Source organism: Streptomyces sp. Y20 (assembly GCF_043195475.1).
Classification (GTDB): domain Bacteria; phylum Actinomycetota; class Actinomycetes; order Streptomycetales; family Streptomycetaceae; genus Streptomyces.
The window spans coordinates 40,468-63,982 of the sequence record NZ_JBIDDP010000020.1 but is presented as its reverse complement, the minus strand read 5'-3'; the positions used below and the strand labels follow the sequence as shown (position 1 = coordinate 63,982).

The window sequence follows — 23,515 nt, the reverse complement described above, 5'->3', positions numbered from 1 at the left end:
CAGCTGCTGCTGTGCGGAACCACGGCGCCCCCGGTCAGCCGAAGAACTGCACCAGCTCGCGGGTCAGTTCCTCGGGGCGTTCCTGGGAGAGGTAGTGGCCGGCGTCCTTGAGCTCCACGTAGCGCACGTCGGTGGCCTTGCCCTCCAGCAAGGCGGGGACGAAGGCGAAGTTCATGCCGCCCAGGCCGAGGACGGGCATGTGCAGCTGGTCGTAGGTACGGGCGTCCTCGATGTCCTGGCCGAACGTCTGGTACCAGGCGTTGGAGGCACGTACCGCGCCGGGCTGTTCGTAGGCACCCGCGTAGATCTCACGGCTGGCTTCGTCGATGGCGTCCGGGTCGAGGGCTTCGATGCCGATGAGGTGGTCGATCAGCAGGCGGTAGCGGCCCGTCAGGAGCTTTTCGGGCAGGTCGTCGACCTGGTTGAAGGCGAACCACCACAGGTGCGGCTGGCCGGGCTGGGGCAGCATGCGCAGCTCGTTGAAGACCTCGCCGGGATGACCGACCTCCCACAGGGCGAGCTTGATGGTGGCCTCGGGGTGGTTGGCAGCGAAGGCGTAGGCGACCATCGCACCGATGTCCTCCCCGGCGATGTGGACCCGCTCATGGCCGAGATGGCGAACGAGTTCGTAGACGTCGTGGGCCATGGTCTTCTTGTCGTAGCCGGCCTCGGGCTTGTCCGAGGTGCCCATGCCGCGGTAGTCGACGGCGATCACTGCGTACCGCTCGGCCAGCGCGGGCATGACCTTGTGGAACTGCCACCACGTCTGCGGCCAGCCCGGCAGCAGCACCAAGGGCTCGCCCCGCCCTGCGGTCACATAGTGCAGGCGGGTTCCGTTCACCTCGGCGTCGTGGTGCTCGAACCCCTCGAGGGTCGGCTCGGTGAAGGCGGGGGCGGTGGTCATGGTACGTGTCCTTGCTTGACGTGCGGGGTCGCCGGTGTGGTTGCGGGCGGCTTGCCCTCGCGCCTGCGCCGCGGCTGGGTGGGATCGGTGCGGGTGCCTGCGGGGGGCCCGCCCGGCACGGCGGAGGGGCTTACATCTCGTCCAGGTGGGAGATGACCTCTTCGAAGGTGATTTGGATGAGCTTGCCGCCGGCCTCGGTGGACCAGTCGACGCCGAGTTCGGCCACCAGCTGGTTGGTGGAGGTGGTGACCACGCCGTAGCTCTCCCAGCGGCGGCGGGCGGCGTCCTCACCGATCGCGTTGGGAGCCACCGGCGTCCTGCACGACCTGCACGTTGAAGCCCTCCTCGACCATGCTGATCGAGGGGTAGACGATGCACACGTCGTTGGTCAAGCCGGCCGTGATGATGTTCTTGCGGTCACCGGCCGCCTCAAGGACGGCGTTGCGGTAGTTGGGGTCGTGCCAGGCATTGGCCATGCCCGAGCGCTTGATCCGCGCCTCGTAGCCTCGGGCAGGATCTCCTGCATGTCCGGGATCAGCGGCCCCTGCGCATGGTCCTCCTGGCTGGTGGTGAGAACCACCGGCACCTCCAGGGCCTTGGCGATACGGGCCAGGGCCCGGGCGTTCTGCACGATCGTCTTCCGGGAGATGTTCCGGCAGAAGTTGAGCGTGCCCTGCTGGTGGTCGATCAGCAGCATGACACTGTCCTGCGGCGTGAACGCGGTGAACTTTTCAGCCATGACGATGGCGCCTTTCCATCAGGGAAGGGGGTGGTGTGTGCGCTGGGTCCGGTCCGGGCGGGGCTGCACTACGGAGCCGCGCGGTGCCCGACGCCTGAGTGCCGCGGGTTCAGTGGGATGTGATGACGAGCTTTCCGCGGACGTGACCGCTGGTGGAGGCGGTGTAGGCCTCGTCCATGGCGGTCAGAGGGAAGAGGGTCGTCTCGGCGATCTTCAACACGCCGGAGGTGACCAGCTCGGCCAGCTCGGCCATGTCCTCGTCGGTGGCCTGGTAATTGAAGTTGACCGCCCGCACGCCGCGGTCAGCAAGGGCGTGGGGGTCGGCCGCGAAGACGGTACTGGCCAGTCGGCCACCGTCACGCACCAGCGGCGCGATCTTCTGCATGAGCACATCTCGGTTGTCGACGAGGTCGAGCACGGCGTCGACACCGTCAGGGTGCGCGGCGCGCACGGCGTCGGCAACATTGCTGGTGCGGTAGTCGATCACCTCGGCAGCGCCGAGGGTACGGGCGTAGTCGTGATCGTCGCCGGCTGCGACCGCGATGACGCGCACGCCGCGGGCCGCGGCCAGCTGCAGGACGTAGGAGCCCACTCCCCCGGTCGCACCGACCACCAAGAGCGTCTCCCCCTCGGAAGGGTCAAGTCGGCGCGTCAGGCCCAGGGCGGTCCCACCGGTCATCGGCAACGCCGCCGCCGGCACGGCATCCAGTCCGTCGGGCCGTACAGCCAGGGCGACGGTGTCCTTGGAGGCGGTCATGTACTGGGCGTAGGAACCGTGAGGGTGGCGGGCCGCGGTCCCCGGGCGCCGCATCCCGAACACCTCCTGTCCCACCTCGAACGCCGCACCGTCACCCGCGGCCGTGACCCGGCCGGCGACGTCGAAGCCGAGGGTGTAGGGGAAGGGGAAGTCTGTCCCGGGAGGCGCCAACGCACCGGCGGCCACCTTCCAGTCGATCGGGTTGACTGCAGCAGCCCGGATCTTGATCTGCACCTCACCCGGGCCCGGCTCCGGTACCGGCAGGTCTTTCAGCTGCGGAGTCTGCCCGAAGGAGTCGATCGCGAAGGCATGCATGAGGGACCTTCTTCCCTGCTCGTTCACGGCGGCTGAGGGGGCGGGGCACCGGGAGTCAGCCACCCGCAGATATATAGACGCCTATGCTTTGACTTTCAGCATAGAGAGCTATGGGATGATGTCAAGGCGACCCCACGATCATTGAGCGAGCAGGAGATGCGGTCATGGCGGCACGCCCCAGCGGTGAGGCGGCTCCCCCAATCGGCCGACCGGAGGCATCTGCGGCGGAGTCGATGGTCTGTTACACCGTCAACCATGCCGCCCGGCTCCTGGGACAGGCCATTGCCTGCCGCCTGGCCGCCCTCGGCGTCACCACCGGCCAGCTGCCCACCTTGCTCGCCCTCTACGCCCAGGACGGCCAGACACAGACCCAACTGGCCCGCCGGACCGGCGTGGAGCAGCCCACCATGGCCGTCAACCTCCGCCGCATGGAACGCGACGGCCTCATCACCCGCACCCCCGACCCCGCCGACGCCCGCCGCGCCTTGGTCCACCTCGCCGACAAGGCCCGCGCCGTCCGACACGACGTCCAAGCCCTGCGCTCACGCATCGACACCGAAGCTCTGGCCGGCTTCACCCCCGCCGAACACGAACAGCTCCGCGGCATGCTCGACCGCCTCGTGCACAACCTCAACACCCTCACAGCAGAACCCTGCGACCCGGCGATGTGAGCCCAGCCTCCGGTTGAAGGCGAAGTGCCACAGGAGGTCGTTCAGCCTGCGGTCGCCGAGCAGCGGCGGTGAGGGCGCGACTCCCGGGATGATGCCCTCCGAGCATGCGAATCTCTCGATTCGCTCCGGGTAGTCGGCAGCCATCGCGTACCCGGTCAGCATGCCGACATCGTGGCCCACCATCGCAAAGCGCTGGTGACCCAGTGCCTCCATGAGTCCGATGAGGTCACGGGCAACGATGCCGGAGTCGTAGCCGCCCTCGGGCTTGTCAGACAGCCCGACGCCTCTGGGATCGACCGCGACCACCGTGAAGTCGCGGGCGAGCGCCGGCATGAGGAATCGCCACGCATACCAGGTCTGCGGCCAGCCGCAGAGCAACAGCAGGGCGGGTCCCCGGCCGCCGACGACCGCGTGCAGGAGCAGGCCGTCCACATCGACGAGGCGGCTTTCGAACGTCTCCGTAGCCCTTACGGCAGGTTCGGTACTCCGGTCACCGAGCCGAACCCGGTCGGCTTGCTCCTGCCGGTCGGGTCAGTGGTCACATGAGGAATGGCAGCCCAAAAATGTGGCGGGACTGGGTCGGGTCTTGGCAGCCCAGGCACCAGCTGGGCACCCGCTGGTATGGGTGCGCCTTGCCCGGACCGCCCCTCCTGTGGTCGCGGGCTTGCGCCGGTGCGGCCTGGGCCCTGCTCGGCGGAGCCTTCGCGTCGGCGTCTTCGTCGCCCCGTCAACAGATGTGCGGGCGGTTTGGCGGATGTCAGTCAAAAGCCCCAGCCGTGGATCCTTTCGGGTGCAGGCGGATAACTTCCGCGCTTCAGCCCGGCCCGAGGATGCGATCGCCGTGCCGGGCGCCCCAGGCGCTGGCCGCCGAGGTAGCTGAGCGCCTGTCCCTGAAGCTGGTCATGCAGTCGCCTTCTCTCCGCTGTCGGGGCCACGCACCCCGGATCCGCGCAGGTGAGCCGCATCCGAGCCGGGGTGCTGTGCCCGCGGTCAGGCGGACAGGGCGGGGTAGTCGGTGTAGCCTCCGTCGTCACCGCCGTAGAAGGTGGCCTGGTCGGGGCTGTTGAACGGGCCGCCCAGCTGCAGGCGGCGGGGCAGGTCCGGGTTGGCCAGGAACAGCATGCCGAAGGAGATCAGGTCCGCGGTGCCGTCCTCGATGAGGGTGAGCGCGTCGGGCCCCGTCGGATTCGGGTGCGTGAACGGGTTGAGGATGAACGTGGTGGGCCAGACCTTGCGCAGGCGAAGAGTGAAGTCGCGGTCCGGGCCCTCCAGGAGGTGGAGATAGGCCAGGCCCAGGGGTGCGAGCTTGTCCACCAGCGCGCCGTAGGTGGCGTCCAGATCCTGCTCGGCGATGTCGTTGTAGGGGTTGCCCGGAGACAGACGGATACCGGTGCGGTGGGCGCCGATCGCGTCCGCCACTGCTCGGGTCACCTCGAGGGCGAAGCGGATCCGGCCCTCGACGGTGCCGCCCCAGGCATCGGTGCGCTGATTGGCGTTGGGGGCGAGGAACTGGTGGACGAGATAGCCGTTGGCGCCGTGGATCTCCACACCGTCGAATCCGGCGGTTACAGCGTTACGGGCGGCGGCGGCGAAGTCGTCGATGGTCTGCCAGATCTCGAGCTCGCTCAGCTCCCTGGGAGTCACCATGTCCTTCGGGCCCTCGTGGGTGAAGACCTGACCCTTGGCGGCGATGGGGGACGGGGCAACCGGGACCATCTCGTCGGGCAGCAGACTGGGGTGTCCGACGCGTCCGGTATGCATCAGCTGCGCAAAGATCACGCCTCTCTCGCGATGGACCGCGTCGGTCACCTCGCGCCATCCGGCGATCTGCTCGGGCGAGTGCAGGCCCGGAGTGTCGGGATAACCCTGGCCGACCACTGACGGCTGAGTGCCCTCGGCGACGATCAGCCCGGCACTGGTTCGCTGAGCGTAGTACTCGGCCATCGAGGCTGTGGGGACGGCGCCGGCACCGTAGGCACGGCTACGGGTCATCGGCGCCATGACGATGCGGTTGGCCAGTCGCTTGCCGCCCAGCAGGAACGAGTTGAAAGCGGTAGTCATGTTCGGGCTCCTTCAATGAAAGGCGGGGCCGGGAGGGGCCGGGCCACCCGTTGCAGCTGTGTGCGCCGCATGGTTTACCTGTCTGAACAAGTAAATGGCATACCGGCATTCCCTGCGAAGGGTGATGCTCGTCACCAGGCAAAATTCTGGGGGTGCGCCGCCCTGCCGATGTTTCGTCCCCTGGCGGTACCCTGATAACTGTTCGGACAGTACATGGGACCCGTAGGGAGGATGGACGTGGCGAGAAGTGAGCCGTCAGACGCAGACGCCCTGGCGTCGGAGGAGGAAGTGCTCGGCGCAACGGTCCCGCTTCCGTCCGCCGCCCGCACCGGTCAGGTCAGCCATGCGATCTTCCGAGTCGCGCGCCTGCACCGCATGCTGGCCGGCCAGCTCCTGCGCCGCGTCGGCCTGCACCCTGGTCAAGAGCTGGTGATGATGCACCTGTGGGAGCAGGGCCCCCAACGCCAGACCGACCTCGTGCGCCTGCTGGACTCCGACGCCGCCACCATGACCCGCACCATCCGACGCCTGGAACACGCGGGCTTCGTCCGCCGCCGTCCCAGCCCCACCGACAAACGCGCCGCGCTCATCGAGGTCACGCCTGCCGGCCACGCGCTGCGCACGTCGGTCGAACGCCTCTGGGCCGAACTCGAAGCGCACACCCTCGGGGACCTCGCCCCCGAAGACCAGGACACCGCCTTGCGTGTCCTCGAACGCTTCGAGACGAACCTCACCCGCACCCCGCCGCCTACAGGGACCCGAGGTACGTCCTGACAAGCTGGGCGGCCCTCACTGCGGCCGCCCGCCTATACGCCCGCCCCACGGATCCGCGCGGTTACCGCTTCACGATCATCTCGGGCAGATGAGGCCGCATTCCTCGCAGGAGGGGCTTTGCAGCTTGCTCGCCCGGCAGCAATTTGAGGACCAAGCCTGCGCCCATTCGTCGGAAGGGCACCGGAAGTGCCGGTCTGCCGACGCCCTCACGTTCACCTACGCCAGTCCTGGGTGCAAGGGCAATCTTCCAGCGACAGCGTCTCTGGGTGGATCTCACGCAGTCCGCCCAGGTCCGCTTCGTAGCCGCTGGTCTCGAGCCACCGGTTCATCACGTACATCTCCTCGCTCTGCTGTGCGCCGGAGTCCTCAAGCCGACCGCTCAGGCCAGGTGGCAGGCATGGTCATCGCGCACTCCATGCACCCGACCCGGTAGCGCGCCGGACCCCCAGCCCGCAACGCCAGCCGCCTCCTGCACCCGCCCCACGAACTCAATGCCTTTCGCGCAGGCGGTGGTTCAACTCAGTTTCAGTACCAGTGTGGTCCCGGCTTCCACGGCTGGGACGACACCTCCCGGAAGAACGACGGCAAAGCCGTCATGGGCAGCACGACGGTGAGCGAGTCGCAGCGGAGTCTCAGCCTTCCACGCCCTTGCCGGCCACCGCGTGGCTGGCGGTCAGGCGTTAAGTGTCGCGTGGACCAGCTGCTACGGCATCAAGACGATCTTGCCGCGGTTACGGTGCGCCTCCAGGTCGGCATGCGCCTGGGCGGCCTCTTCGAGCGGATAGGTCTTCCAGATCGGCAGGTCCAGCTTGCCGGCTGCGGCGAGCTCGGCGAGCGATTCATGGCTGGACGGCCGTCCGGCCGATCTCCGCTTCCGCTCGCCCGGCTCTGCGGGTGGCGGAGCGGTCCACCAGGTACTGGACCGTGAGGCAGCCCACTGTCCAGGCCAGCAGGGTGAGTACCGCGCCGGTGAGGTGCGCGTTGTGGAAGTAAGAGGCGCCGCGCAGACCCCGGACCGCGGCAGCCGGGGGCATCACCGAGGCCAGCGGGGACAGCCAGGCCGGGAGGAACGTGGGCGGGAGGATTCCCCCGGAGGTGGCGTTGCCGAGTATCAGCAGTACGACCGAGGCGACCGGCATGCCGATCGGCCCGAACAACCGCAGCAGCACGCCGGCGACCGCGGCCGATGCACACGCCAGCAGACCCACCAGGAGGGCGACGACGGCGAACGACGTCGGGAGTGCCGCGAAGGCGGTATGTGCGATCAGCGCCACCGTCACTCCCGAGGCGACGGAGAAGACCAGCATCGACAGGGCGCGAGCAGCGAGTCGCAGGCGCGGGGCGAGCTGGTAGGAGGACACGGCGAAGAGGAATCCTGCGAGCACCACGCCGAAGGAGGCGTAGAAGACCGACAGGCCGCGGGAGTCCCCTGCCGCCAGGGGCCGGACGTCCTGCACGGGCACCGCTTTCCCCGTACCCTCCGCCACCGCCATGGCGAGGCTGGAGACGGTCGACGGCCCCTGCGCGCCTGCCACCAGGAGGCGCGTTCCGCGGCTGTCGGCCACCAGGGCGGCCGGGACCTTGTCGTGGGTCACGGCTTGGCGGGCAGCCTGCGCGTCCGGGTAGCGGTAGAACGTGTAGCTGCTGGGTGCCGCGCTGTTGAGGGCGAGTTCCGTACGAGCGGCCACCTTGTCGGACGCGGCGATACCGAGGGGCTGGTGTCGCGCCGACGGCGCGTGGAAGGCGGCCAGGTACACGGCGACGAACACCGTTCCGATCGCCAACGCGGTGACCACGGGCACGAGCATCGCCTTACGCACTCCCGCAGCAGCGGCGAGCACCGCGCCGGGCAGGCCGGGCTCGGTGTCGACCAGCGCGTGCCGGGCGTGCCCGGCGCGGCCGGCCGCGGGGTCCTGGTCCGGGTCGTGCGGAGGGGGCGAAGGCGGGGCGTCGAGCGGCAGGGAGGTGGGATGGTGCATGAGGTGAGGACTTTCCGGGGTTGTGCGAGGGCCGAGTGACGGTCTTTCCCCGGGAAGGCGGCTTCTCGGGAAACAGGTGCGGGAAGCAGGGTCGGCGGCCGGGACAACCGGCCACCGACCGGAACGTGCGAAGGCCGAGCCCGCCGGTCGAGGGGTCCCGCCGGTCGCCTAGAACATCCCGCCGTCGACCTGAAGGGTGCGGCCGGTCATGTAGGCGGCGTCGTCGCTGGCGAGGAAGGCGTAGGCGGCTGCGATCTCGGCGGGGTCCGCGAGGCGCCGCAGCGCCACCTGCACATCGAGCCACTCGGACATGTCCTGCTTTCCGACCAGCTGCGGGTGCTGGTAGCTGGCTCCGTGCTCGGCGGCCATGTCGGTGGCCGTACCGCCGGGGGCGATGGCGTTGATGGTGACACCGCGCCGGCCCAGTTCGGCGGAGAGGTTGAGAACCATCGCTTCCACAGCGGCCTTGGACGCGGCGTACAGGGTGTGTCCGAAGAACACCTTGGACGCGCTGACCGAAGAGGTGAGCACGATGCTGCCGCCTGTTCGCATGTGTGCGGCGGCATGCTGGGCGGCGAAGAGCTGGCCGCGGGTATTGACGGCGAAGACGCGGTCGAAGTCGGCCGAGGTGATGTTCTCCAGTGCGTCGAAGTGCTCCACGCCTGCGCAGGAGGCCAGGACGTCAAGCTGTCCGAACTCGGAGACCGCCCGGTCGATCAGGATCCCGGTCTGGTCGGGGTTGGCCACATCCGCGCGCAGCGCCATGGCCCTGCCGCCCTTGGTCACCAGTGTCCGGACCAGTTCGTCGGCGGCTTGCTGGTTGCCGCGGTAACCGACGACGACGGCCGCTCCCTCGGCCGCCAGGCGAGTGGCGACCGCTGCTCCGATGCCCCGGCTGCCTCCCGTCACCACCGCGACCTTGCCCGCGAAGCGCTTGTTGTCCGCTGTCGTCATGAGGGGTTCTTCCTTTCGCGTCTACGGCCGGCTGGTCGCTTGTCCGCCTCGGCCGATGGCGCCCACCGCACCGAGTGACTGGTGCGCCGCGTCGCCTATACAACGACACTAACACCAAAGCGAAGGAAATCCTTCACTTACGCTGGGACGTACCCTCGACACACCGCAGACGATGAGAACAGCAGAGGTGGACACGGTGACTGCCAGCACACCAAGCGGACCGCCGGCGCCGCGGCTGCGGGCCGACGCCGCCCGCAACCGCGCCCAGATCCTGGCCGCGGCCCGCGCCGCCTTCCGCGAGTCGGGGACCGCTGTCCCCCTGGACGAGATCGCCCGCCGGGCAGGGGTGAACATCGCCACGCTCTACCGGCGCTTCCCCGACCGTGACGCCCTCATCACCCAGGTCGTCGTGGACGGCCTCAGCCTCGTACTCGACACCGCCCGGACAGCCGCCGAAACAGCACCGACCGATCCGCTCTCAGCCGTGGAGTCCTTCCTGAAAGGCATGATCGACAACCGTGAGCTGCTGTCCCTGCCGCTGATCGGCGGGCCGATGACGAACGACCCTCACGCTCGTGACCTGCAACAGCACATCGCCGTCACGCTGGAGGAGATCCTGGCCGCCGGACGCAGCCGAAAGGTGCTCCGGTGTGACATCACCGCGGTGGACCTGATCGCCACGGCCGCACTGATCTGCCGCCCCCTGCCCCACCTGCCGCACGAGCAGGCCGCCGCGCTCGCCACACGACACCTCGGTGTCTTCCTCGACGGACTTCGCCCGGAGCACACCCGCGCCCTGCCGTCACCGCCGACTCACGCAGAGATGACGGCTCATCTCGTCGCCCAAGACACGACCGCCCGCTAGCAGGGCACCGCGCGGCCGGGTTCGGCGGCGGTGTGTTACTCCAGTTTTCCTCCGCAGCCGCTCCACCTCCTGGCGCAGGGCCCGGCTGGCCGAGGCGGGCTCGATGATGAAGGTCCGCTTGCCGGTGGGGCACGGGAGGCGGGAGACGAGATGAGGACGAATCCCGCAGATTGATCACGCCCCGACACGCCCTGGCGAGGGCGCGGTCCGGCCTCGTGCCGGGGATTGTCTATGGCCTGTCGCTGGCTGAGATCGTGCGGGCTGGGAGGGCCAAAGCGATGATATGGCCGTCTCGGAGGGGCGCAGCGAGGGTTTGTGCTGACTGGTCAAGCCCGCCTCGGCGCACACCCGTGCCGCCGCGTCCCACGGCCGAGCTGGCCCGCGCCGAGCTCGCCTCCGCCCTCGGCAGCGCGCCAAGCCCGGAGGCCGAGACGAAGGCCAAGGCCCTGCTGGAGCGCCTCGGCGCGGCCCCGTACGGGCCGCGGGCGGCCGCGTAGTGGCGGGGATCGCGGTCGTCTTGGACCCGAAGGACCTGTACGCGCCGGTGCTGACGCTGACGGCCAGCGACGCCGAACGGCCGGCCCTGCTCTCCTACATCAAAGGGCTTCGGTTCGTCTGCATTCAGGCGTTCGACACCGACGCCGCCGTCACCGCCACCGAGGTATTGCGGTTCGGGCACTCCTGAGCCGCCGTCCACGCCATCCACGCCGCCCGCCCCTCCGCCGCCCACCCCACCGGCCGCTACCTGCTCACCCTGACACCGAAGGTCTACGCGGGCACCGGAGTCCAAGCCGTCCACCCCAACCCCCAGCCGCGGGCCGCCCGGCGGCAGATCGACACGATCGTCACGTTGCTCCGGCGGCACCCGCTCCTGACTGTCCTGGGGCGGTTGGGGCTTCGCCCGTGTACCCGGTGTCCCCCGTGAACGCGCCGGGCTCTACCGGCGGCGGTCACGCCACCAGGCGAGCCGGTGAGCGGACTCCTGGGGGAAGACTGCTCGGCGTCCCAGGCGTCGTCGCGCATCTCCTTGGCGTGGTCCTTGGCCTCGACCGCGTCATCCCGCCGGTCGCCGGCCGTCTTCTCCGCGGCCTCGGCCTTGTCCTTGGCGTCCTTAGCCTTCGTCGCCTCGGACTCGGCGCTCTTGCGGTGCTCGGCGGCCTCGGCCTGCTTGGCGGCCGCGTTCTCCTTCTCCGCCTTGGCCGTCTTTTCCTCGGCCTCCGCAGCAAGGCGCTTGGCGCGCGCGTCGGCGGCAGCCGCCTTCGCGTCGCCCTCGGCCTTCACGGCTACGGCGAGCTTGGCTTCCGCGGCCTCCTTGTCCTTCTTCGCGTTGTCCCGGTGCACCTTGGCCGCGTCCGCGGCGGCTTTGGCCTGCCACTCGGCCGCCTCGGCGGCCTTCTTGCGGAAATCCGCCCTCGACTGCGCCGCCTGCGCCAAAGCGCGCTGCGCGATGGCCGCGCTGTCCCCGGCCGCGGCACGGGTGGCGGCCTCCGCCGTCTCACCGGCCTTCTCCAACGCCGCCAGCGCGGCAGCCGCACCCTTGGTGACCTGGTCCTTCTGCAGACCCACCAGCAGACCACGCCCCCGCGGGGCGCCATTGGTGTCGGCGATGCCGTAGGCGGCCTGAAGCGCGGTGTCCGACGCAGTGACCAGTCGTCGTGCTGTAGCGGTGGAGGGCCTTGGAGGATTATCGGGTTCTGAAGCGGCGGAAGAGGTTGCGGGCCACGTACACGCCCGGCCCGCCGAAGCCGACGATGTCGACGCGTCCGTCACCGGTGATGTCGGCGACGAAGCGGGGGTGGTGGCCGACCCGCCAGGCGCCTGCGTCGTCGTTGTAGCCGAAGCCGCGGCACACCAGCTGCGCCTGCTCGAACCGGCCGCCGCCGCAGTTGTGCGACACCCAGACCCCTTCGTCGCCGAAGCCGACGATGTCCGGGTTGCCGTCGCCGGTGACGTCGGCGAGGAACCGGAGGTGCTTCTTGCTCGTCCACCCCTGGGCGGTTCCGAAGTCGTTCAGGACGAGCTGGGAGGGCTCGAACGTGCCGTCGCCGCGTCCGCGGGAGACGACGACGCCTTGCGGGCCGAACCCAACAATGTCCACCGCTCCGCCAGCGGTGATCTGGAGCAGGAACCGGGGGTGCTCCGCGACCGAGCTCCACCCCTGGTCCACCCCGAAGTCGTCGAGAACGTACAGAGGGTCGGCGAACGTCCCTTCCTCGTCCTGGAGTGAGATCCAGACGCCGTCGTCGTGGAAGCCGACGATGTCCGTGCGGCCGTCACCGGTCGTGTCGGTGACGAAGCGGGGATGCTTGTCGGCAAGCCAGCCACCCGCCTTCTCGTTGTGGCCGAATGCCCGGAGAGCCGGTTCCGCGGCGAGTGGTGCGAACTTCCCTTCCTCGTCCTGGAGTGAGATCCAGACGCCGTCGTCGTGGAAGCCGACGATGTCCGTGCGACCGTCGCCCGTGGTGTCGGTGACGAAGCGGGGATGCTTGTCGGCAACCCACCCGCCGGCCGGCTGCCCGTGGCCGAACGCCTTGATGACCGGCTCGCCGCTCGCGGGCGCGAATTTCTTGTTCTCGTCCTGCAGGAACACGCGCACACCGTCGGCGGCGAGGACGACGACGTCGGGCCTGCCGTCACCCGTCGTGTCCGCGAGGGTCCACAGGTCCTTGGGACTCGGGGAAGGTACGGGTGGGTGCAGGACTCGCTCGTCGTCCTTGAAGGTGCCGTCGCCTTCGCTGGCGGCCGTCACAGCCCCCTTCGCGGGTTTGAGCCCGACAATGTCCGCCTGGCCTGCTCCGGTGGTGTCGGCGAGGAACCGGTCACCGAGCCCGGCCCACCGGCCCGGTTGCCCGCCGGTCGAGCTGCTGGCTCCGACGTTCTGCCACGCGCCGGCGTCCTGGTCGCTTCCGAACCGCTTGACGACCAGCAGCATGTCGCTGAAGGAGGGTGTCGCGTCGGGTGCCGGCCGCAGCGCGGCCGAGCGGGCCAGTCGCCAGGACTGGCGGCTGTTCCAGTGGCTGAGTGGTGCCCAGTGCAGGACGAGATCGCTCGTGCGCTCGGGGGCGGCCGGGACGAGCCGCCAGTGCTGGCTTGCCGCGCTGTCGTCGTACTCGCGCAGGACGACCCGGATCTCGTCCGCTGCGGGGTCGGCGAGATCGAGAACGGCGCCGTCGGTCGCGTCTTCGATGAAGTAGAGGCCGGCTTCGCCCTCCACGGGGACGACGCGCCACTGCTGGGCCTTCTTGCCGGCGGCGGCATCCCATTGGCGGATGCCGCGGTCCGCGGCGGCGGGGTTGTCGAGGACCTTGCTGCAGAGCGCGTTGCGGATCACATAGGCCTGTTCGTCTTGTGTTTGTCCGCCTTGCGCTTGCACGGGGGTGAGCTGCCATTGCTCCGGGTCCGGGCCACCGTCAGGGAAGTCGCGTACGACCAGTGCCCCGTCCGTTCCCGGCGTGGACCTGGCGCCGAGGATCTTCCCCGTGGCGACGTTGACGATCTCCAGTTTCAGTTCTTGCGTGGGCACGGGCATCGTGGTGCCTCTTCCAGGCGGTGCGGGCGTGGACTCGGGACAGGTGCAGTGGGGTGGGGGCCGCGGGTCACGTGAAGACGTGGTGGTAGGGGACGCTCCACTCGTTGGGCAGCCGCGGGTAGAACGTGTTGATGACCGTCCCGGTGAAGTCCCCGCCCCAGTTGTAGGTCACGCGCACCTCGCTGTCGGCTGCCACCGCGTGGTCCTTGAACCCGAGGATGGTGTCCGGGTGGGTGATCGGCACAAAGGTGATCCCGCCCCACGGGGTCAGCGTGACGACCCAGAGCTGAGTGTCCTCCGGCGCGCCGTTCTTCCCGCGCCACAGGTCACCGACCTTGTCGGGCAGGCCCACCTGGACGGTGTCGGCCGTGGTGCCCGTGGTGCCCGTGGGGGCGTCCTGGTGGACAGTGATCCGCCGGCGCTGCGGCCTGGGCACGCCGTCGTCGCCGCGCCCGGCATCGGCCTGGCCGGCGCCGGCGCCGGCGGGCTTGGGTGTCACCTGGCCCGCAGCGCTCTCGATGAAGTACAGCGGCCGCTGCCCGAAGAAGCCTGCCGGGGTGATGTACCAGAGGTGGCCCTGCGCCTCCTTGGTGAGCGTGTCGAGCTTGGTGGACAGCTGGACCCCCTTGTCGTGGACGCTGTCCTTCAGGTCGGCAGGCCGCAGAAAGCCGCCGTTGAAGGCGTGGACGAGCATCACCGGCCGGTTCTCGACCAGCGCGGCCACGATCGCGTTGTCGTAGCTGTTCACCGCCACCGGGCCGCCGACCACCAGGTTCGACATCGTCGTGCGTTCTTGGGTGTACATCGCGGAACCTCACCTGTTGTTGAAGAGGAGAACAATAAACCAGCCAAAAGGGCAGCGCTTTCCCGCACGGCATCACCGCCGTATTCAACCGTCCCGCAGCGCAGCGAATAATCCCGGTGTTTGAGAAGCGCCCGACTCACCCCCTCCACCCAAGCACCCCCAACATGCGCGTGAAGAAACGGGAATAAATGTGTGAAGGATTATGCGCAGGAGCCCGTAGCGACTGACAGCGCCTCAACCTAGCTCAATCGGCGGCGAGTTGGAGCGGGCGGCGATTTGTTTTCACTCGATTGAGCGTGATGAGCCAAGACGTCTTCCCGTGGAATTTCGCCTCTGATAGTTTCGAATTTCGGAAAGCGCGCGGATATCTGTTCCATTCCATCGAGCGCGTTTCGGACAGATCAGTCTAGGACGGGGAATGCCTTCCACTGCATACAACCTGGAACGGTTCAAGCGTCATCCGCTGACGAAAACGAACCTGCAGGAACTCAACATCGACCTGCAGGCCCTCCTGAACCACCCCAATCTGATCTATACCGACAACAACGGCGTGCAGCACAAGCCTGTCGGCGTCTCCATCAACAAGGCAAGGTCCTCCAACGCTTTCCCGGGCTCTGCGTTCGATCTGGGCTGGCTCGCCTACATGAACCTCGGGGAGCCGCTGATCGAGGAGCGGGGTGACATCACTCCGCCCCGGGCCGACACGTTCTCTTCGCGCGCCTACGTGAACCGCAGCCAGAAGAGCTCAATGACCTTCACCGACGCGGTCGAATTCACCGTGTCGAACGGGGTGACGTGGTCGCTTCACGGGGACGCCAAGCTCACCTTCGGCGGGAGCATCGGCGCGCAGCTGCAGTTGCAGTTGCAGAACCAGCTCAAGATGGATCTCCAGGCGCAGTTCGGGACGCAGATGCGGAACGACATGGCGAACAAGAACGCCAACACGGTGACCAACAAGAACAGCAAGGACAGTGTCGGGGTCGACAACGCCAACGGCACGGAAACGGCCACGACGAACTCGACGGGGAACTCGACTTCGAATTCGGTGACGGACTCGGTGGCGTTCACGACCCAGGGCAGTGCCTCCGGCAACGCCTCGCTCAACGCGCAGCTGGCGCTGGGTCTCGCGGCCACCGTCGGCGGCTCGTTGACGACCAGCTGGACATCGAAATCGCAGATCGGCGGCACGGTCCCGGCAGGATTCCGCGTGGAGACCATGGCCACGCAGCGGCGCGTCCACAGGCATTACGAGTACGAGATCCCGGTGACCTTCGCCGGGTACCTCGCGGTGCAGTACGCCGTACCGGTTCCGGTCCTCTCTCCCCCGCAGCCCGGGAGTCCCGGGCTCGCCCAGGTGGTCGCCCACGACATCGCCAACATCAACCTGGCCGGCGGCGGATTCCGGATGAAGGGGCGGATGGAGGTCGTCTCCGCCCTGGACGTCCATCACACGATGTTCGAAGAAGAGAGCCTGGTCTACAGCCAGCGAGCCCTGTACAAGGGCCCTTGAGCGGGCGGCGACACCACCACCGTCACGACGACGAGAGGCCATGACCATGGTGTTCGACAACATTTTCGGTTTCGCGAAAGGCAGTGCGGGCCTCTTCTCGGTGAAGCCCGGCACCGCGCAGTCGCAGCCGGCTGCGGACGTCGACTTCGAAGACGTCACGCAGGACGCGTACGACGACAGGAGCACGGACCTCTTCATCCATGATCTCCACGGGGCTTCCTGCCGGGCGAAAGTCGTCCGGGAGCAGTCGCCCGAAGCGCGGGTCATCATGGGCATCCTCGGCTCCTTCATCCAGACCACCCAGGACTCGGCCCACACGCAGAGCCAATCGGCCCATGCCGGCACGGTCTCCGGCACAGCGTCCGCCGGCATGGCCAAGGCGAGCGAAACGATGAAGAAGGAGGAGGGGCTGCAAAAGAACGGGGGCCTCCGCAGCAACCCGGACAGGGCGGCATACGCCAAGGCCCCCGAGGCGCCGGAGACACCCAAGGCCGCAGAGCCCCCCAAGCCGCCTCCGGCGGCCGCCGAGACCCCGCAGAAGCTGGGGGAGACCAAGACGACCGGGACGACCGGGACGACCGGGACGACCGGGACGACCACCGAGGAAACATCCGGTTAGCGTCCAGGTGGTGAGGGGGCAGGGGCATGACCGCCCCTGCCCCCTCGGGCGTCATACCGGGATCAGCTGCCACTGGCGGTCCCGGGGGTCGCCCTGCGCCTCCTGCTGCGTGAGCACCGTGCGGGCGTTGGTGTCGACCCGCAGCAGCAGACCGCTGTTGCGGTTCGCGATCTCATAGACGCGCGGGGAATCGGTCACCGGACCCACCGGGATCAGCCGCCACTGCTGGTGGTGCGCGTCAGCACCCTCGTAGGCGCGCTGTGCCACCACCGCCCCCTTGGTCTCCTGCGCTCCCACGACCTCAAGGACCTTGCCGCTGCGCACATTCTCGATCCGGTACAGGACGTTGCCGTTGTCCTGGCCCGCCGCCACCAGCCGCCAGCGCTGATGCTCCCTGGGGACGGCGAGGGTCTGGTGCACCTCGGCCCCGTCCATGGTCGACTCACGCACCACCGCCATCCGCAACCTGCTGCGGACGTTGGCCCAGGAGACCACCGTGCCCGAATCGGGCAACCCCGCCAACTTCGCCGAGCTGACTTTTCGGACCCGGTTGTTGTTGTAGTCGGCGATGTAGAGAGTGTCGACGCAATCCACGGCTAGCCCGTGCGGGCCGCTCAGCTTGGCCGAAGCGGCCGACTCGCCGTCACCACCGAAGGTCGCGGTGCCCGTGCCGGCGAGCGTACTGATCGTTCCGTCAGCCGCCACCTTTCGGACCCGGTGGTTGCTGGCGTCGGCGATGTAGAGAGTGTCGGTGCTGTCCACCGCCACTGCCATGGGCGAGTACAGCGGTGCCGAGGCAGCCTGGACGCCGTCACGGACGTAGGTCGCGGCGCCCGTGCCGGCGACCGTGCGGATTTTCCCATCGGCCTTAGTGACCTTCCGGACCCGCTGGTTGTTGACGTCGGCGATGTAGAGGTTGCCCGCACTGTCCACCGCCACGGCGCTTGGGTTCTTCAGCTGGGCGGCGGTGGCGAGGGCACCGTCAGGGGCCAAGCCAGGAGCGCCCGTCCCGGCAACCGTGCTGATCTTCCCGTCAGCCGTGACCTTCCTGATCTGATGGTTGCCGTGGTCGGCGATATAGACATCGCCCGCGCTGTCCACCGCGACATCGTGCGGCGTGTTCAGAGGGGTAGCGGTGGCCAAGGAACGGTCAGTGGCCCCGGTGCCCGTCCCGGCGAACGTGTGGATCTTCCCATCGGCCATCGTGATCTTCCGGATCCGATGGTTGCCGCCATCGGCGATGTAAAGATTGCCCGCGTTGTCCAGAGCAATCCCGCGCGGGTAGCTCAGCGGGGCCGAGACGGCCGAGACACCCTCTGCCCCCCGTCCCGCGCTTCCCGTCCCCGCGACCGTACTGATCTTCCCGTCAGTCGTGACCTTCCGGACCCGATGGCCGGCGTACTCAGAGAAGTACAGGGTCCCGTCGCGGTCCACCGCGACCCCGTACGGACCGCTCAACTGAGTCGAAAGGGCCAGCTCCTTGCCCTCCTTGGGCACCCCTGGGGTAGCTGTTCCCGCAACCGTGCTGATCAGGCGAGCAGCATGCTCACCATCTGCAGTTCCCGTGTCAGTGCTCATCTTCGTCCCTTCGCCCGTTCACGCGACCGCCGACCTGATGATGACGTCGAGAGCGGACAAACAGAACGAAAAGCAGGACGCCGGATCACACCCTTGTCTTGAAACGGAGCGTTTACCCATCTGCGGCCTGTGGGGCGCCTCCTGCACAAGGCGAACCACACCTCGACACACGACCGAAAGATCAGCCACCCTCACGAGGGGACGACAAGCGTGGCGTTGACGAAGCCCGGATCCGCCGTCGCTGTTGCGTCGCGGCATGCGGCGGCGAAGGCGATGAGCCTGGTCGTGGTCCCGGCCGCGACGCCGGATACACCGCCAACTCACAGCACCTGATCAACCCAAAGTGCGGAAACGGCTGGGGGGCCGCCACGACGTGGCGGCCCTCCAGCCCGTCCCCCTGCCCACCCGACGCTCACACCCGGCATCCGATACCGCCTCCGCGCTACCACTCCATCGCGAGTACCGCCCCGCTCGAGAGGTGTAGGTAGCCGGTGGCCATGTAGTCGCCGCTCACCCAGCCCCGCTGCCCGCGGGGGAAGCCGGCGTACCGGCCGGAGACGACCTCGCCGTACGCCCACCACGCGCGGCCGGCCGTGATGCCCCATCACTGGGCATAGAAGTCGGTGTTCTTCGCCAGGACGGCCAGGAAGCGGTAACGGGTGCCCTTGCCAGTGCGCAGACGCCGATGTGCGGCTGCCCCCTGTCCGCGGCCACAGGCCTGACGCACTCAGGCCTGTCCACACCAGACAGAGGAGACACCATGCTCGCGCCCCACCGCCGCCGGATCGACCGGCCACGCCGGCGGACGCTACGCTCCGCCCTTCCCACCGCGCCGAGCTCGCGCAGCGCCAGGAGCTCATCGGCGCGGACGGCGATCCGGACGGCTTCGCGCAGCTCGGCTTCCCGGGCGGCCGGACGGCCGCACAGCGGCTCTCTGCGAGCAGGGTCGTCGGCGGCGCGGTCACTGTTCTGCGAGGGATCGGCGCGGGGCGAGTCATCACGGGGGGCGTGCCGAGGACTCCTCGGGCGCGCAGCTCGGCGAGGTCAGGCAGGCGGACACCGAGCAGGGAGCCGAGCAGGTGTTCGGTCGTGCGGACGGTAACTCCGTAGGTCACCGGGATTTCCCCGCCGACCCAGAAATGTTCCGGGCCCGGGCCAAACGTCCCCATGAACGCGGGGATGATCCCCACATGCCCCTCGGTCCCGCTCGCAGGGGGCGGCGGCAGGAGTGCGCGTGCTAGTTCACAGCAGGGAGGTGAGCTGCCGTAGCTGGCCGACCAGTCCGAAGGTGGGCAGGGGGACGGTGCCGATCTCGGGGTGCTGCTGGTGGACGATGTGGGCGTGGATGGGATCCATGCCGGGTGGGTTGAGGACCGGGGCGGTGGAGCGGTCGCCGCACAGCAGGTCGGGTGAGAAGTGGTGGTGCACAAGTTCGGTACGCCAGTGGTCGGCGTCGTCGTACTCGCCGCTGTGGGCGTGTTCGAGGAAGAGGCAGTACTCGGCGACGGGGTGGCCGAAGCCGGCGGCGAAGCGCCACCAGAAGCGGGCGCCGCTGCTGTCGCCGCTGAGGTGGAGCAGGCAGGCGAAGGCGAGGGCGCCGGCCTTGTCGGCGTAGCGGCTGGTGATGAACGCGGCGAGTTGTTTGTCTGCGTGGGGCCGAGGGTCAGCAGGCAGACGGCGTTCAAGTCCCACCAGGCGCGGTCGGCGTCCGGGGTGCGTTCGTCCTCCGGCGCGGTCCACTCGGTATGAAGAGGGGCGGTGTCGGTGGTGCGCTGGCGTGGTGGGCGGTGGCGGGCGGCCTGGCGGGCGCGTAGCCGGGCTTCGGCGGCGGCCATGTCGTAGGCGGCGTAGCGGTTGCGGGTGCGGGCGGAGGTGAGGAGGTCGTCGATGGTGCGGTCGTCGTCGGGCAGCACGGTCATGAGCGGTTCTTCCCGTCGGGGTGCTCCGGGCAGCGGAGTTTGAGCAGGGTGGTCAGGCGGCGGCCGGTGCGCAGCTGGGAGCGGACGGTGGATTCCTGGTTGCCCATCACTTCGGCGGCTTCGGCGGCGGTGAAGCCCATGCCGTAGTGCAGCAGGATCGCGTCGCGCTGGCGTTCGCTGAGGACGCTGACCGCGGCATACAGGGTGATGGCGTCGGTCAGCGTGTCGTAGGGGTCCTCGACGTGGTCGGCGAGCGCTGCCTCGAAGGCGGCGGTCTCCATCAGCTCCGGGCGGCGCCGGCGCTTGCGGTACAGGTCGATGATGCGGCGCTTGAGGATCGTCCAGGCGTAGCCCTCCAGGCTCTCCATCTCCATCTCCAGCATCCGCAGCCAGTGGTCCATGATCCGGTCGAAGGTCAGGTCGACGGCCTCCTCGGCGTCGGCGTCGGAGCCGAGCTGGAGGTAGGCGTAGCGCATGTAGTGAACGCGGCGCTGCTCGTGGAACCCCCAGTACGACATCTGCGCGGCGACGGGCCGGCCCGGCAACCAAGCAGCCCAGCGACGGCCGAACGAACCAAGCGCCCCAGGCAGCGGCCGCACCCACGCCGCGACCACCCGACAGCGGGACGGCGCGGCCGGCGGCGAGCGCCGGCCAGGCGGAGCGCACCCACGGCCAGGCGGGGCGCACCACGGCAGAGCGCAGCAACGACCGTGCGGCGGCACGGCGGACGGACGGCCGGGACCACGGCGGCATCCCAACGAACCGCAGCGGACCGCGAACGGATGCTGACAGGACGCACCGACGCCGACAGCGGCCGGACACCCCCGGCCACGGCCAGCCGACGGCCGGCACGGGAAGCAGTGACACAGCACCGGGCGGCCAACAGCGAGCGGCCGGCGGCGAGGCCGCAGACGAGGCACAACCCCGGCGGCCGGACAGGACTGAGACGCGGACCAGGCACGGCACAGCAGCCAGAACGGGTAAGGGAACCCGCCGGCAGCCGGACAACCCTCGACGACGGACGAGCGCCAGCGGACGGCGACGCGGTACTCAACCCGCCAGGGGGGAGCCCCGGACCACGGCCCGGCGCACAGGTGACAGTGACGCAGCGGCGGAACCGCGGGACCGCGAGCCCGCCCACCGCCGGGCAGGCGCGGCGCGCCAGCGGCCGGACGACGGCCCGGGACGGCGACCGGGCGGGACGCGGCACATATGCGTCACCTCGCGCACGGTCGCGTCCCCCGGCACACCCCCGCGACGGCGGGGAAGACAGCGAGTCCGTCTCCCTCGCAACCCCCACTTACGGCACACCCCCGCGACCGGCGGGGAAGACTTTCTGACCTGCACCTCAAGAGCGCTGGCTGGGCGGTCATGTGAATCAGGGAAAGGCCGTCGAAGTCGACGAGCACGGCTGAGCATCGACGGCCCCTGCTCCGTCCTGCCGGCGGCGCCCTCACATGCCCCCGCACCCCCAGCGCGTACCCCGACCCTCCCCCACACAGCGACGGCAGACGGCCCGCGACAGCGCGACCACGGGCGACAGCCTCCGCCGGCCCACAGCGGCCCGCCAGCACGGCGGGCCTGGGGCGGGCGTCGCCTCACCTCCGGGGGGCGCAGTCGTAGAGGGTGAAGCTGCCGTCGGTGCGGACGCCGTAGGCCGTGGGTCGGACGCGGGTGCAGTGGGACTTCACCCAGGTGGTGGCGGCAGTGGTGGGGCGCTGGGTGGTGAGCAGCGCATAGCGCAGCTGGTGGGCGGTGACGAGGCTGCCGAGCTGCTGGGCGCTCGGGAAGGGGGTGCTGCCGGTGAAGCCGCCCATGACGAGGATGGGCTCGGACTTCGCGCGCAGCAGGGGCTCGGCGGTGTAGGCGGCCTGGGTGGCAAGCAGGTACTTCTCGCCGTGGCGGTGCGCGGTGAGGTAGCCGAGCAGGGCGGTGTCACGGGCGCTGGGCCGGTCGAGTCCTCTCCTCCGCGGAGCGTGACGGGGATGCTCGTGGTACGACTTGCCGACCGGACCGGCCATCGGCGAGGTGGCGGCGCCCGCGTAGAGCGGGTCGAGGCTGGAGACGGCCCAGCCGGCCGGTACGACCAGGGTGGCCGCGATCCCGGCGGCGAGGGCGGCGTGGATCTTCCGCGGGGAGGTGCGCGGCCCGCGGCTGCACAGGCCCACCACGCCGCACAGCGCGAGCATCACGGCGACCGGCAGCAGCCAGGAGACGAATCGGGTCGGCCAGTCGAGCACCAGCGCCCACGCCGCCGTCAGCACGATCACCGCCGGGAGCACAAGGTGTCGCCGGCCGGCCGCCTCGTGGTCCGCCGCCGGCTCCGGCTCGTACGTCGCCTCGTACTCCGAGCGGAAGAGCGCGAGGCCGCCGCCGGCCAGCGCGGCGAGCGCCGGGGCGGTGACGGCCGTGTAGTAGGCGTGGTTGCCGTTGGAGACGCTGAACACCAGCGCGTGCACGGCCAGCCAGCCGCCCCACAGCAGGAATCCCGCGCGCGGCAGGTCGGTTCGCGGCCGGCCGACGCGCCGGCCGACGCCCAGGACCGCGGCGAGCACGGCGAGCGGCAGCAACCAGGCGACCTGCGGGCCGACCGTGTCGTTGATCAGCATGTCCCAGCCGGTGTTGCCGGTGGTGCGGCTGGCGGCGGTGCCCGCGACGGCGCCGAACGCGGTGGGATCGCTGCTGAAGCGGCTGAGGCCGTTGTAACCGAAGACCAGGGCGAACGGATTGTTGTCGGACGTTCCGTCGAGGTACGGGCGGTCGGCGGCCGGTGTCGCCCAGGCGATGAACATCCAGGAGCAGGAGACCGCCAGCGCGACCGCCCCGCCCACCAGGACGCGCGCAGCCCGGTGCAACGGCCTGCCGGGCGCGACGAGTTGGTACACGGCGGCGAAGACCGGCAGCACCAGCCACGCCTGCAGCATCTTCGCCTGGAAGGCGAGCCCGACCCAGATCCCGCAGGTGATCAGCGGCAGCAGCCGCTCGGTGCGCACCGCCTTCTGCAGCGCTCCGGCGGCCGCCACCAGGAGCAGGGTGAGCGCGGTGTCCGGGATGGTGGCACGGTTGAGCGCCACGGTGACCGGGGTGAGGGTGAGCGCCAGTGCGGCGATCAGCGCCGCGAACGGACCGGCCCAGGCCCGTACGATCCGGTGCAGCAGCCATATGGTGAGCACGCCTTCGACGACCTGCGGAAGCGCGGCCGCCCAGGTGTGCGGGCCGAAGAGCCAGACGGAGACGGCGTCGGGCCAGAAGGCGCCGGGCAGCTTGTCGATGCTGATCGAGCCGGCGGCGTCGAGCCCGCCGAAGAAGAACGCACGCCAGCTGCCGGCCATCGAGCGTATCGCCGCACTGTAGAAGGGGTGGAGCGCGGCCTGCCCGATGCCCCAGGAGTACAGCACCGTGGCGACGGCCAGTACCGCGGCGAGCGCCGGGCGCTCCCAGCGCGGGGCGTCCTCCGGCCGGCCGGAGCGGCGGTTCGCCGCCCGGCGGCCTTGCTGCGCTCCGGTGGGCTGGGCGGCGGGGATGGCGGTCATGGC

At 69.5% G+C, this 23,515-nt stretch carries 22 protein-coding genes and 1 pseudogene; 7 read left to right on the top strand and 16 right to left on the bottom strand.

What is annotated here, in order from left to right; translation table 11 throughout:
* Positions 1–34: 34 nt before the first annotated feature.
* The 4 genes from ACGFT1_RS33765 to ACGFT1_RS33750 form a co-directional block, all read right to left on the bottom strand.
* A complete protein-coding gene (locus ACGFT1_RS33765) occupies positions 35–904 on the bottom strand; it encodes an alpha/beta fold hydrolase (RefSeq protein ID WP_373912795.1) in 870 nt (289 codons plus the stop codon).
* Between the two features lie 130 nt (positions 905–1,034).
* Positions 1,035–1,214, bottom strand: coding sequence for a hypothetical protein (locus ACGFT1_RS33760; protein WP_373912794.1), 180 nt, complete (start codon positions 1,212–1,214; stop codon positions 1,035–1,037).
* Positions 1,192–1,380: a hypothetical protein gene (locus ACGFT1_RS33755; protein WP_373912793.1), complete on the bottom strand. Its 189-nt coding sequence runs from the start codon at positions 1,378–1,380 to the stop codon at positions 1,192–1,194. Before ACGFT1_RS33755 ends, ACGFT1_RS33760 begins: the two co-directional genes overlap by 23 nt.
* Before the next feature lie 372 nt (positions 1,381–1,752).
* Entirely contained in the window at positions 1,753–2,715 is a 963-nt protein-coding gene (locus tag ACGFT1_RS33750) for an NADP-dependent oxidoreductase (RefSeq protein ID WP_373912792.1), read from the bottom strand.
* A 233-nt stretch (positions 2,716–2,948) separates the two neighbouring features.
* On the opposite strand from ACGFT1_RS33750, the gene ACGFT1_RS33745 reads away from it, so the two are divergent.
* Entirely contained in the window at positions 2,949–3,386 is a 438-nt protein-coding gene (locus tag ACGFT1_RS33745) for a MarR family winged helix-turn-helix transcriptional regulator (RefSeq protein ID WP_393734522.1), read from the top strand.
* A 66-nt stretch (positions 3,387–3,452) separates the two neighbouring features.
* On the opposite strand, the pseudogene ACGFT1_RS33740 reads toward ACGFT1_RS33745, so the two are convergent.
* Both ACGFT1_RS33740 and ACGFT1_RS33735 read right to left on the bottom strand, forming a co-directional pair.
* Positions 3,453–3,719 (bottom strand): annotated as a pseudogene (locus ACGFT1_RS33740) (alpha/beta fold hydrolase); the annotation flags it as partial.
* 657 nt (positions 3,720–4,376) lie between these two features.
* Positions 4,377–5,447 (bottom strand): alkene reductase, encoded by a 1,071-nt coding sequence (locus ACGFT1_RS33735; protein WP_373912790.1) that lies wholly within the window; start codon positions 5,445–5,447, stop codon positions 4,377–4,379.
* Positions 5,448–5,735: 288 nt separating this feature from the next.
* Here ACGFT1_RS33735 and ACGFT1_RS33730 point away from each other — a divergent pair, with 288 nt between their 5' ends.
* Positions 5,736–6,221 (top strand): MarR family winged helix-turn-helix transcriptional regulator, encoded by a 486-nt coding sequence (locus tag ACGFT1_RS33730; RefSeq protein ID WP_373912789.1) that lies wholly within the window; start codon positions 5,736–5,738, stop codon positions 6,219–6,221.
* 703 nt (positions 6,222–6,924) lie between these two features.
* Here ACGFT1_RS33730 and ACGFT1_RS33725 read toward each other — a convergent pair.
* The 3 genes from ACGFT1_RS33725 to ACGFT1_RS33715 form a co-directional block, all read right to left on the bottom strand.
* Entirely contained in the window at positions 6,925–7,017 is a 93-nt protein-coding gene (locus ACGFT1_RS33725; protein ID WP_373912845.1) for a zinc-binding dehydrogenase, read from the bottom strand.
* Positions 7,018–7,060: 43 nt separating this feature from the next.
* Positions 7,061–8,200 carry an ABC transporter permease gene (locus tag ACGFT1_RS33720; RefSeq protein ID WP_373912788.1) on the bottom strand — a complete coding sequence of 380 codons (1,140 nt, stop codon included), beginning with the start codon at positions 8,198–8,200 and terminating at the stop codon, positions 7,061–7,063.
* A 168-nt stretch (positions 8,201–8,368) separates the two neighbouring features.
* On the bottom strand, positions 8,369–9,154 hold the full coding sequence (locus ACGFT1_RS33715; RefSeq protein ID WP_373912787.1) for an SDR family NAD(P)-dependent oxidoreductase: 786 nt from the start codon (positions 9,152–9,154) through the stop codon (positions 8,369–8,371).
* Positions 9,155–9,350: 196 nt separating this feature from the next.
* Here ACGFT1_RS33715 and ACGFT1_RS33710 point away from each other — a divergent pair, with 196 nt between their 5' ends.
* The 3 genes from ACGFT1_RS33710 to ACGFT1_RS33700 all read left to right on the top strand — a co-directional run bounded on the left by ACGFT1_RS33710 (position 9,351) and on the right by ACGFT1_RS33700 (position 10,704).
* On the top strand, positions 9,351–10,019 hold the full coding sequence (locus ACGFT1_RS33710) for a TetR/AcrR family transcriptional regulator (protein ID WP_373912786.1): 669 nt from the start codon (positions 9,351–9,353) through the stop codon (positions 10,017–10,019).
* A gap of 350 nt (positions 10,020–10,369) precedes the next feature.
* On the top strand, positions 10,370–10,516 hold the full coding sequence (locus ACGFT1_RS33705) for a hypothetical protein (RefSeq protein WP_373912785.1): 147 nt from the start codon (positions 10,370–10,372) through the stop codon (positions 10,514–10,516).
* A 20-nt stretch (positions 10,517–10,536) separates the two neighbouring features.
* The gene (locus ACGFT1_RS33700) at positions 10,537–10,704 is read left to right on the top strand and encodes a hypothetical protein (protein WP_373912784.1); all 168 of its coding nucleotides are present in this window, start codon (positions 10,537–10,539) and stop codon (positions 10,702–10,704) included.
* Positions 10,705–10,787: 83 nt separating this feature from the next.
* On the opposite strand, the gene ACGFT1_RS33695 is transcribed toward ACGFT1_RS33700, so the two are convergent.
* The 3 genes from ACGFT1_RS33695 to ACGFT1_RS33685 form a co-directional block, all read right to left on the bottom strand.
* Positions 10,788–11,585 carry a hypothetical protein gene (locus tag ACGFT1_RS33695; RefSeq protein WP_373912783.1) on the bottom strand — a complete coding sequence of 266 codons (798 nt, stop codon included), beginning with the start codon at positions 11,583–11,585 and terminating at the stop codon, positions 10,788–10,790.
* 118 nt (positions 11,586–11,703) lie between these two features.
* Positions 11,704–13,548, bottom strand: coding sequence for an FG-GAP-like repeat-containing protein (locus ACGFT1_RS33690; protein WP_373912782.1), 1,845 nt, complete (start codon positions 13,546–13,548; stop codon positions 11,704–11,706).
* 67 nt (positions 13,549–13,615) lie between these two features.
* Positions 13,616–14,353: a hypothetical protein gene (locus tag ACGFT1_RS33685; protein WP_373912781.1), complete on the bottom strand. Its 738-nt coding sequence runs from the start codon at positions 14,351–14,353 to the stop codon at positions 13,616–13,618.
* 418 nt (positions 14,354–14,771) lie between these two features.
* On the opposite strand from ACGFT1_RS33685, the gene ACGFT1_RS33680 reads away from it, so the two are divergent.
* Together ACGFT1_RS33680 and ACGFT1_RS33675 are read left to right on the top strand one after the other, a co-directional pair.
* Entirely contained in the window at positions 14,772–15,863 is a 1,092-nt protein-coding gene (locus ACGFT1_RS33680) for a hypothetical protein (RefSeq protein WP_373912780.1), read from the top strand.
* 40 nt (positions 15,864–15,903) lie between these two features.
* Positions 15,904–16,482, top strand: a complete 579-nt coding sequence (locus ACGFT1_RS33675; RefSeq protein ID WP_373912779.1) for a hypothetical protein — start codon at positions 15,904–15,906, stop codon at positions 16,480–16,482.
* Positions 16,483–16,533: 51 nt separating this feature from the next.
* On the opposite strand, the gene ACGFT1_RS33670 is transcribed toward ACGFT1_RS33675, so the two are convergent.
* From ACGFT1_RS33670 to ACGFT1_RS33655, 4 genes are all read right to left on the bottom strand, one after another.
* Positions 16,534–18,060, bottom strand: coding sequence for an RICIN domain-containing protein (locus ACGFT1_RS33670; RefSeq protein WP_373912778.1), 1,527 nt, complete (start codon positions 18,058–18,060; stop codon positions 16,534–16,536).
* Between the two features lie 1,242 nt (positions 18,061–19,302).
* Positions 19,303–19,752, bottom strand: coding sequence for a hypothetical protein (locus ACGFT1_RS33665; protein ID WP_373912777.1), 450 nt, complete (start codon positions 19,750–19,752; stop codon positions 19,303–19,305).
* A gap of 223 nt (positions 19,753–19,975) precedes the next feature.
* Complete coding sequence (locus ACGFT1_RS33660; RefSeq protein ID WP_373912776.1) at positions 19,976–20,524, bottom strand: RNA polymerase sigma factor; 549 nt, start codon at positions 20,522–20,524, stop codon at positions 19,976–19,978.
* Positions 20,525–21,577: 1,053 nt separating this feature from the next.
* The gene (locus ACGFT1_RS33655) at positions 21,578–23,512 is read right to left on the bottom strand and encodes an ArnT family glycosyltransferase (protein WP_373912775.1); all 1,935 of its coding nucleotides are present in this window, start codon (positions 23,510–23,512) and stop codon (positions 21,578–21,580) included.
* Positions 23,513–23,515: the final 3 nt, after the last annotated feature.

Coding starts and splice junctions, on each gene's coding strand:
- ACGFT1_RS33675 (WP_373912779.1), top strand. CDS start 15,904: ATGACCATGGTGTTCGACAACATTTTCGGTTTCGCGAAAGGCAGTGCG.
- ACGFT1_RS33735 (WP_373912790.1), bottom strand. CDS start 5,447: ATGACTACCGCTTTCAACTCGTTCCTGCTGGGCGGCAAGCGACTGGCC.
- ACGFT1_RS33680 (WP_373912780.1), top strand. CDS start 14,772: ATGCCTTCCACTGCATACAACCTGGAACGGTTCAAGCGTCATCCGCTG.
- ACGFT1_RS33715 (WP_373912787.1), bottom strand. CDS start 9,154: ATGACGACAGCGGACAACAAGCGCTTCGCGGGCAAGGTCGCGGTGGTG.
- ACGFT1_RS33765 (WP_373912795.1), bottom strand. CDS start 904: ATGACCACCGCCCCCGCCTTCACCGAGCCGACCCTCGAGGGGTTCGAG.
- ACGFT1_RS33670 (WP_373912778.1), bottom strand. CDS start 18,060: ATGAGCACTGACACGGGAACTGCAGATGGTGAGCATGCTGCTCGCCTG.
- ACGFT1_RS33720 (WP_373912788.1), bottom strand. CDS start 8,200: ATGCACCATCCCACCTCCCTGCCGCTCGACGCCCCGCCTTCGCCCCCT.
- ACGFT1_RS33755 (WP_373912793.1), bottom strand. CDS start 1,380: ATGGCCAATGCCTGGCACGACCCCAACTACCGCAACGCCGTCCTTGAG.
- ACGFT1_RS33745 (WP_393734522.1), top strand. CDS start 2,949: ATGGTCTGTTACACCGTCAACCATGCCGCCCGGCTCCTGGGACAGGCC.
- ACGFT1_RS33655 (WP_373912775.1), bottom strand. CDS start 23,512: ATGACCGCCATCCCCGCCGCCCAGCCCACCGGAGCGCAGCAAGGCCGC.
- ACGFT1_RS33750 (WP_373912792.1), bottom strand. CDS start 2,715: ATGCATGCCTTCGCGATCGACTCCTTCGGGCAGACTCCGCAGCTGAAA.
- ACGFT1_RS33690 (WP_373912782.1), bottom strand. CDS start 13,548: ATGCCCGTGCCCACGCAAGAACTGAAACTGGAGATCGTCAACGTCGCC.
- ACGFT1_RS33685 (WP_373912781.1), bottom strand. CDS start 14,353: ATGTACACCCAAGAACGCACGACGATGTCGAACCTGGTGGTCGGCGGC.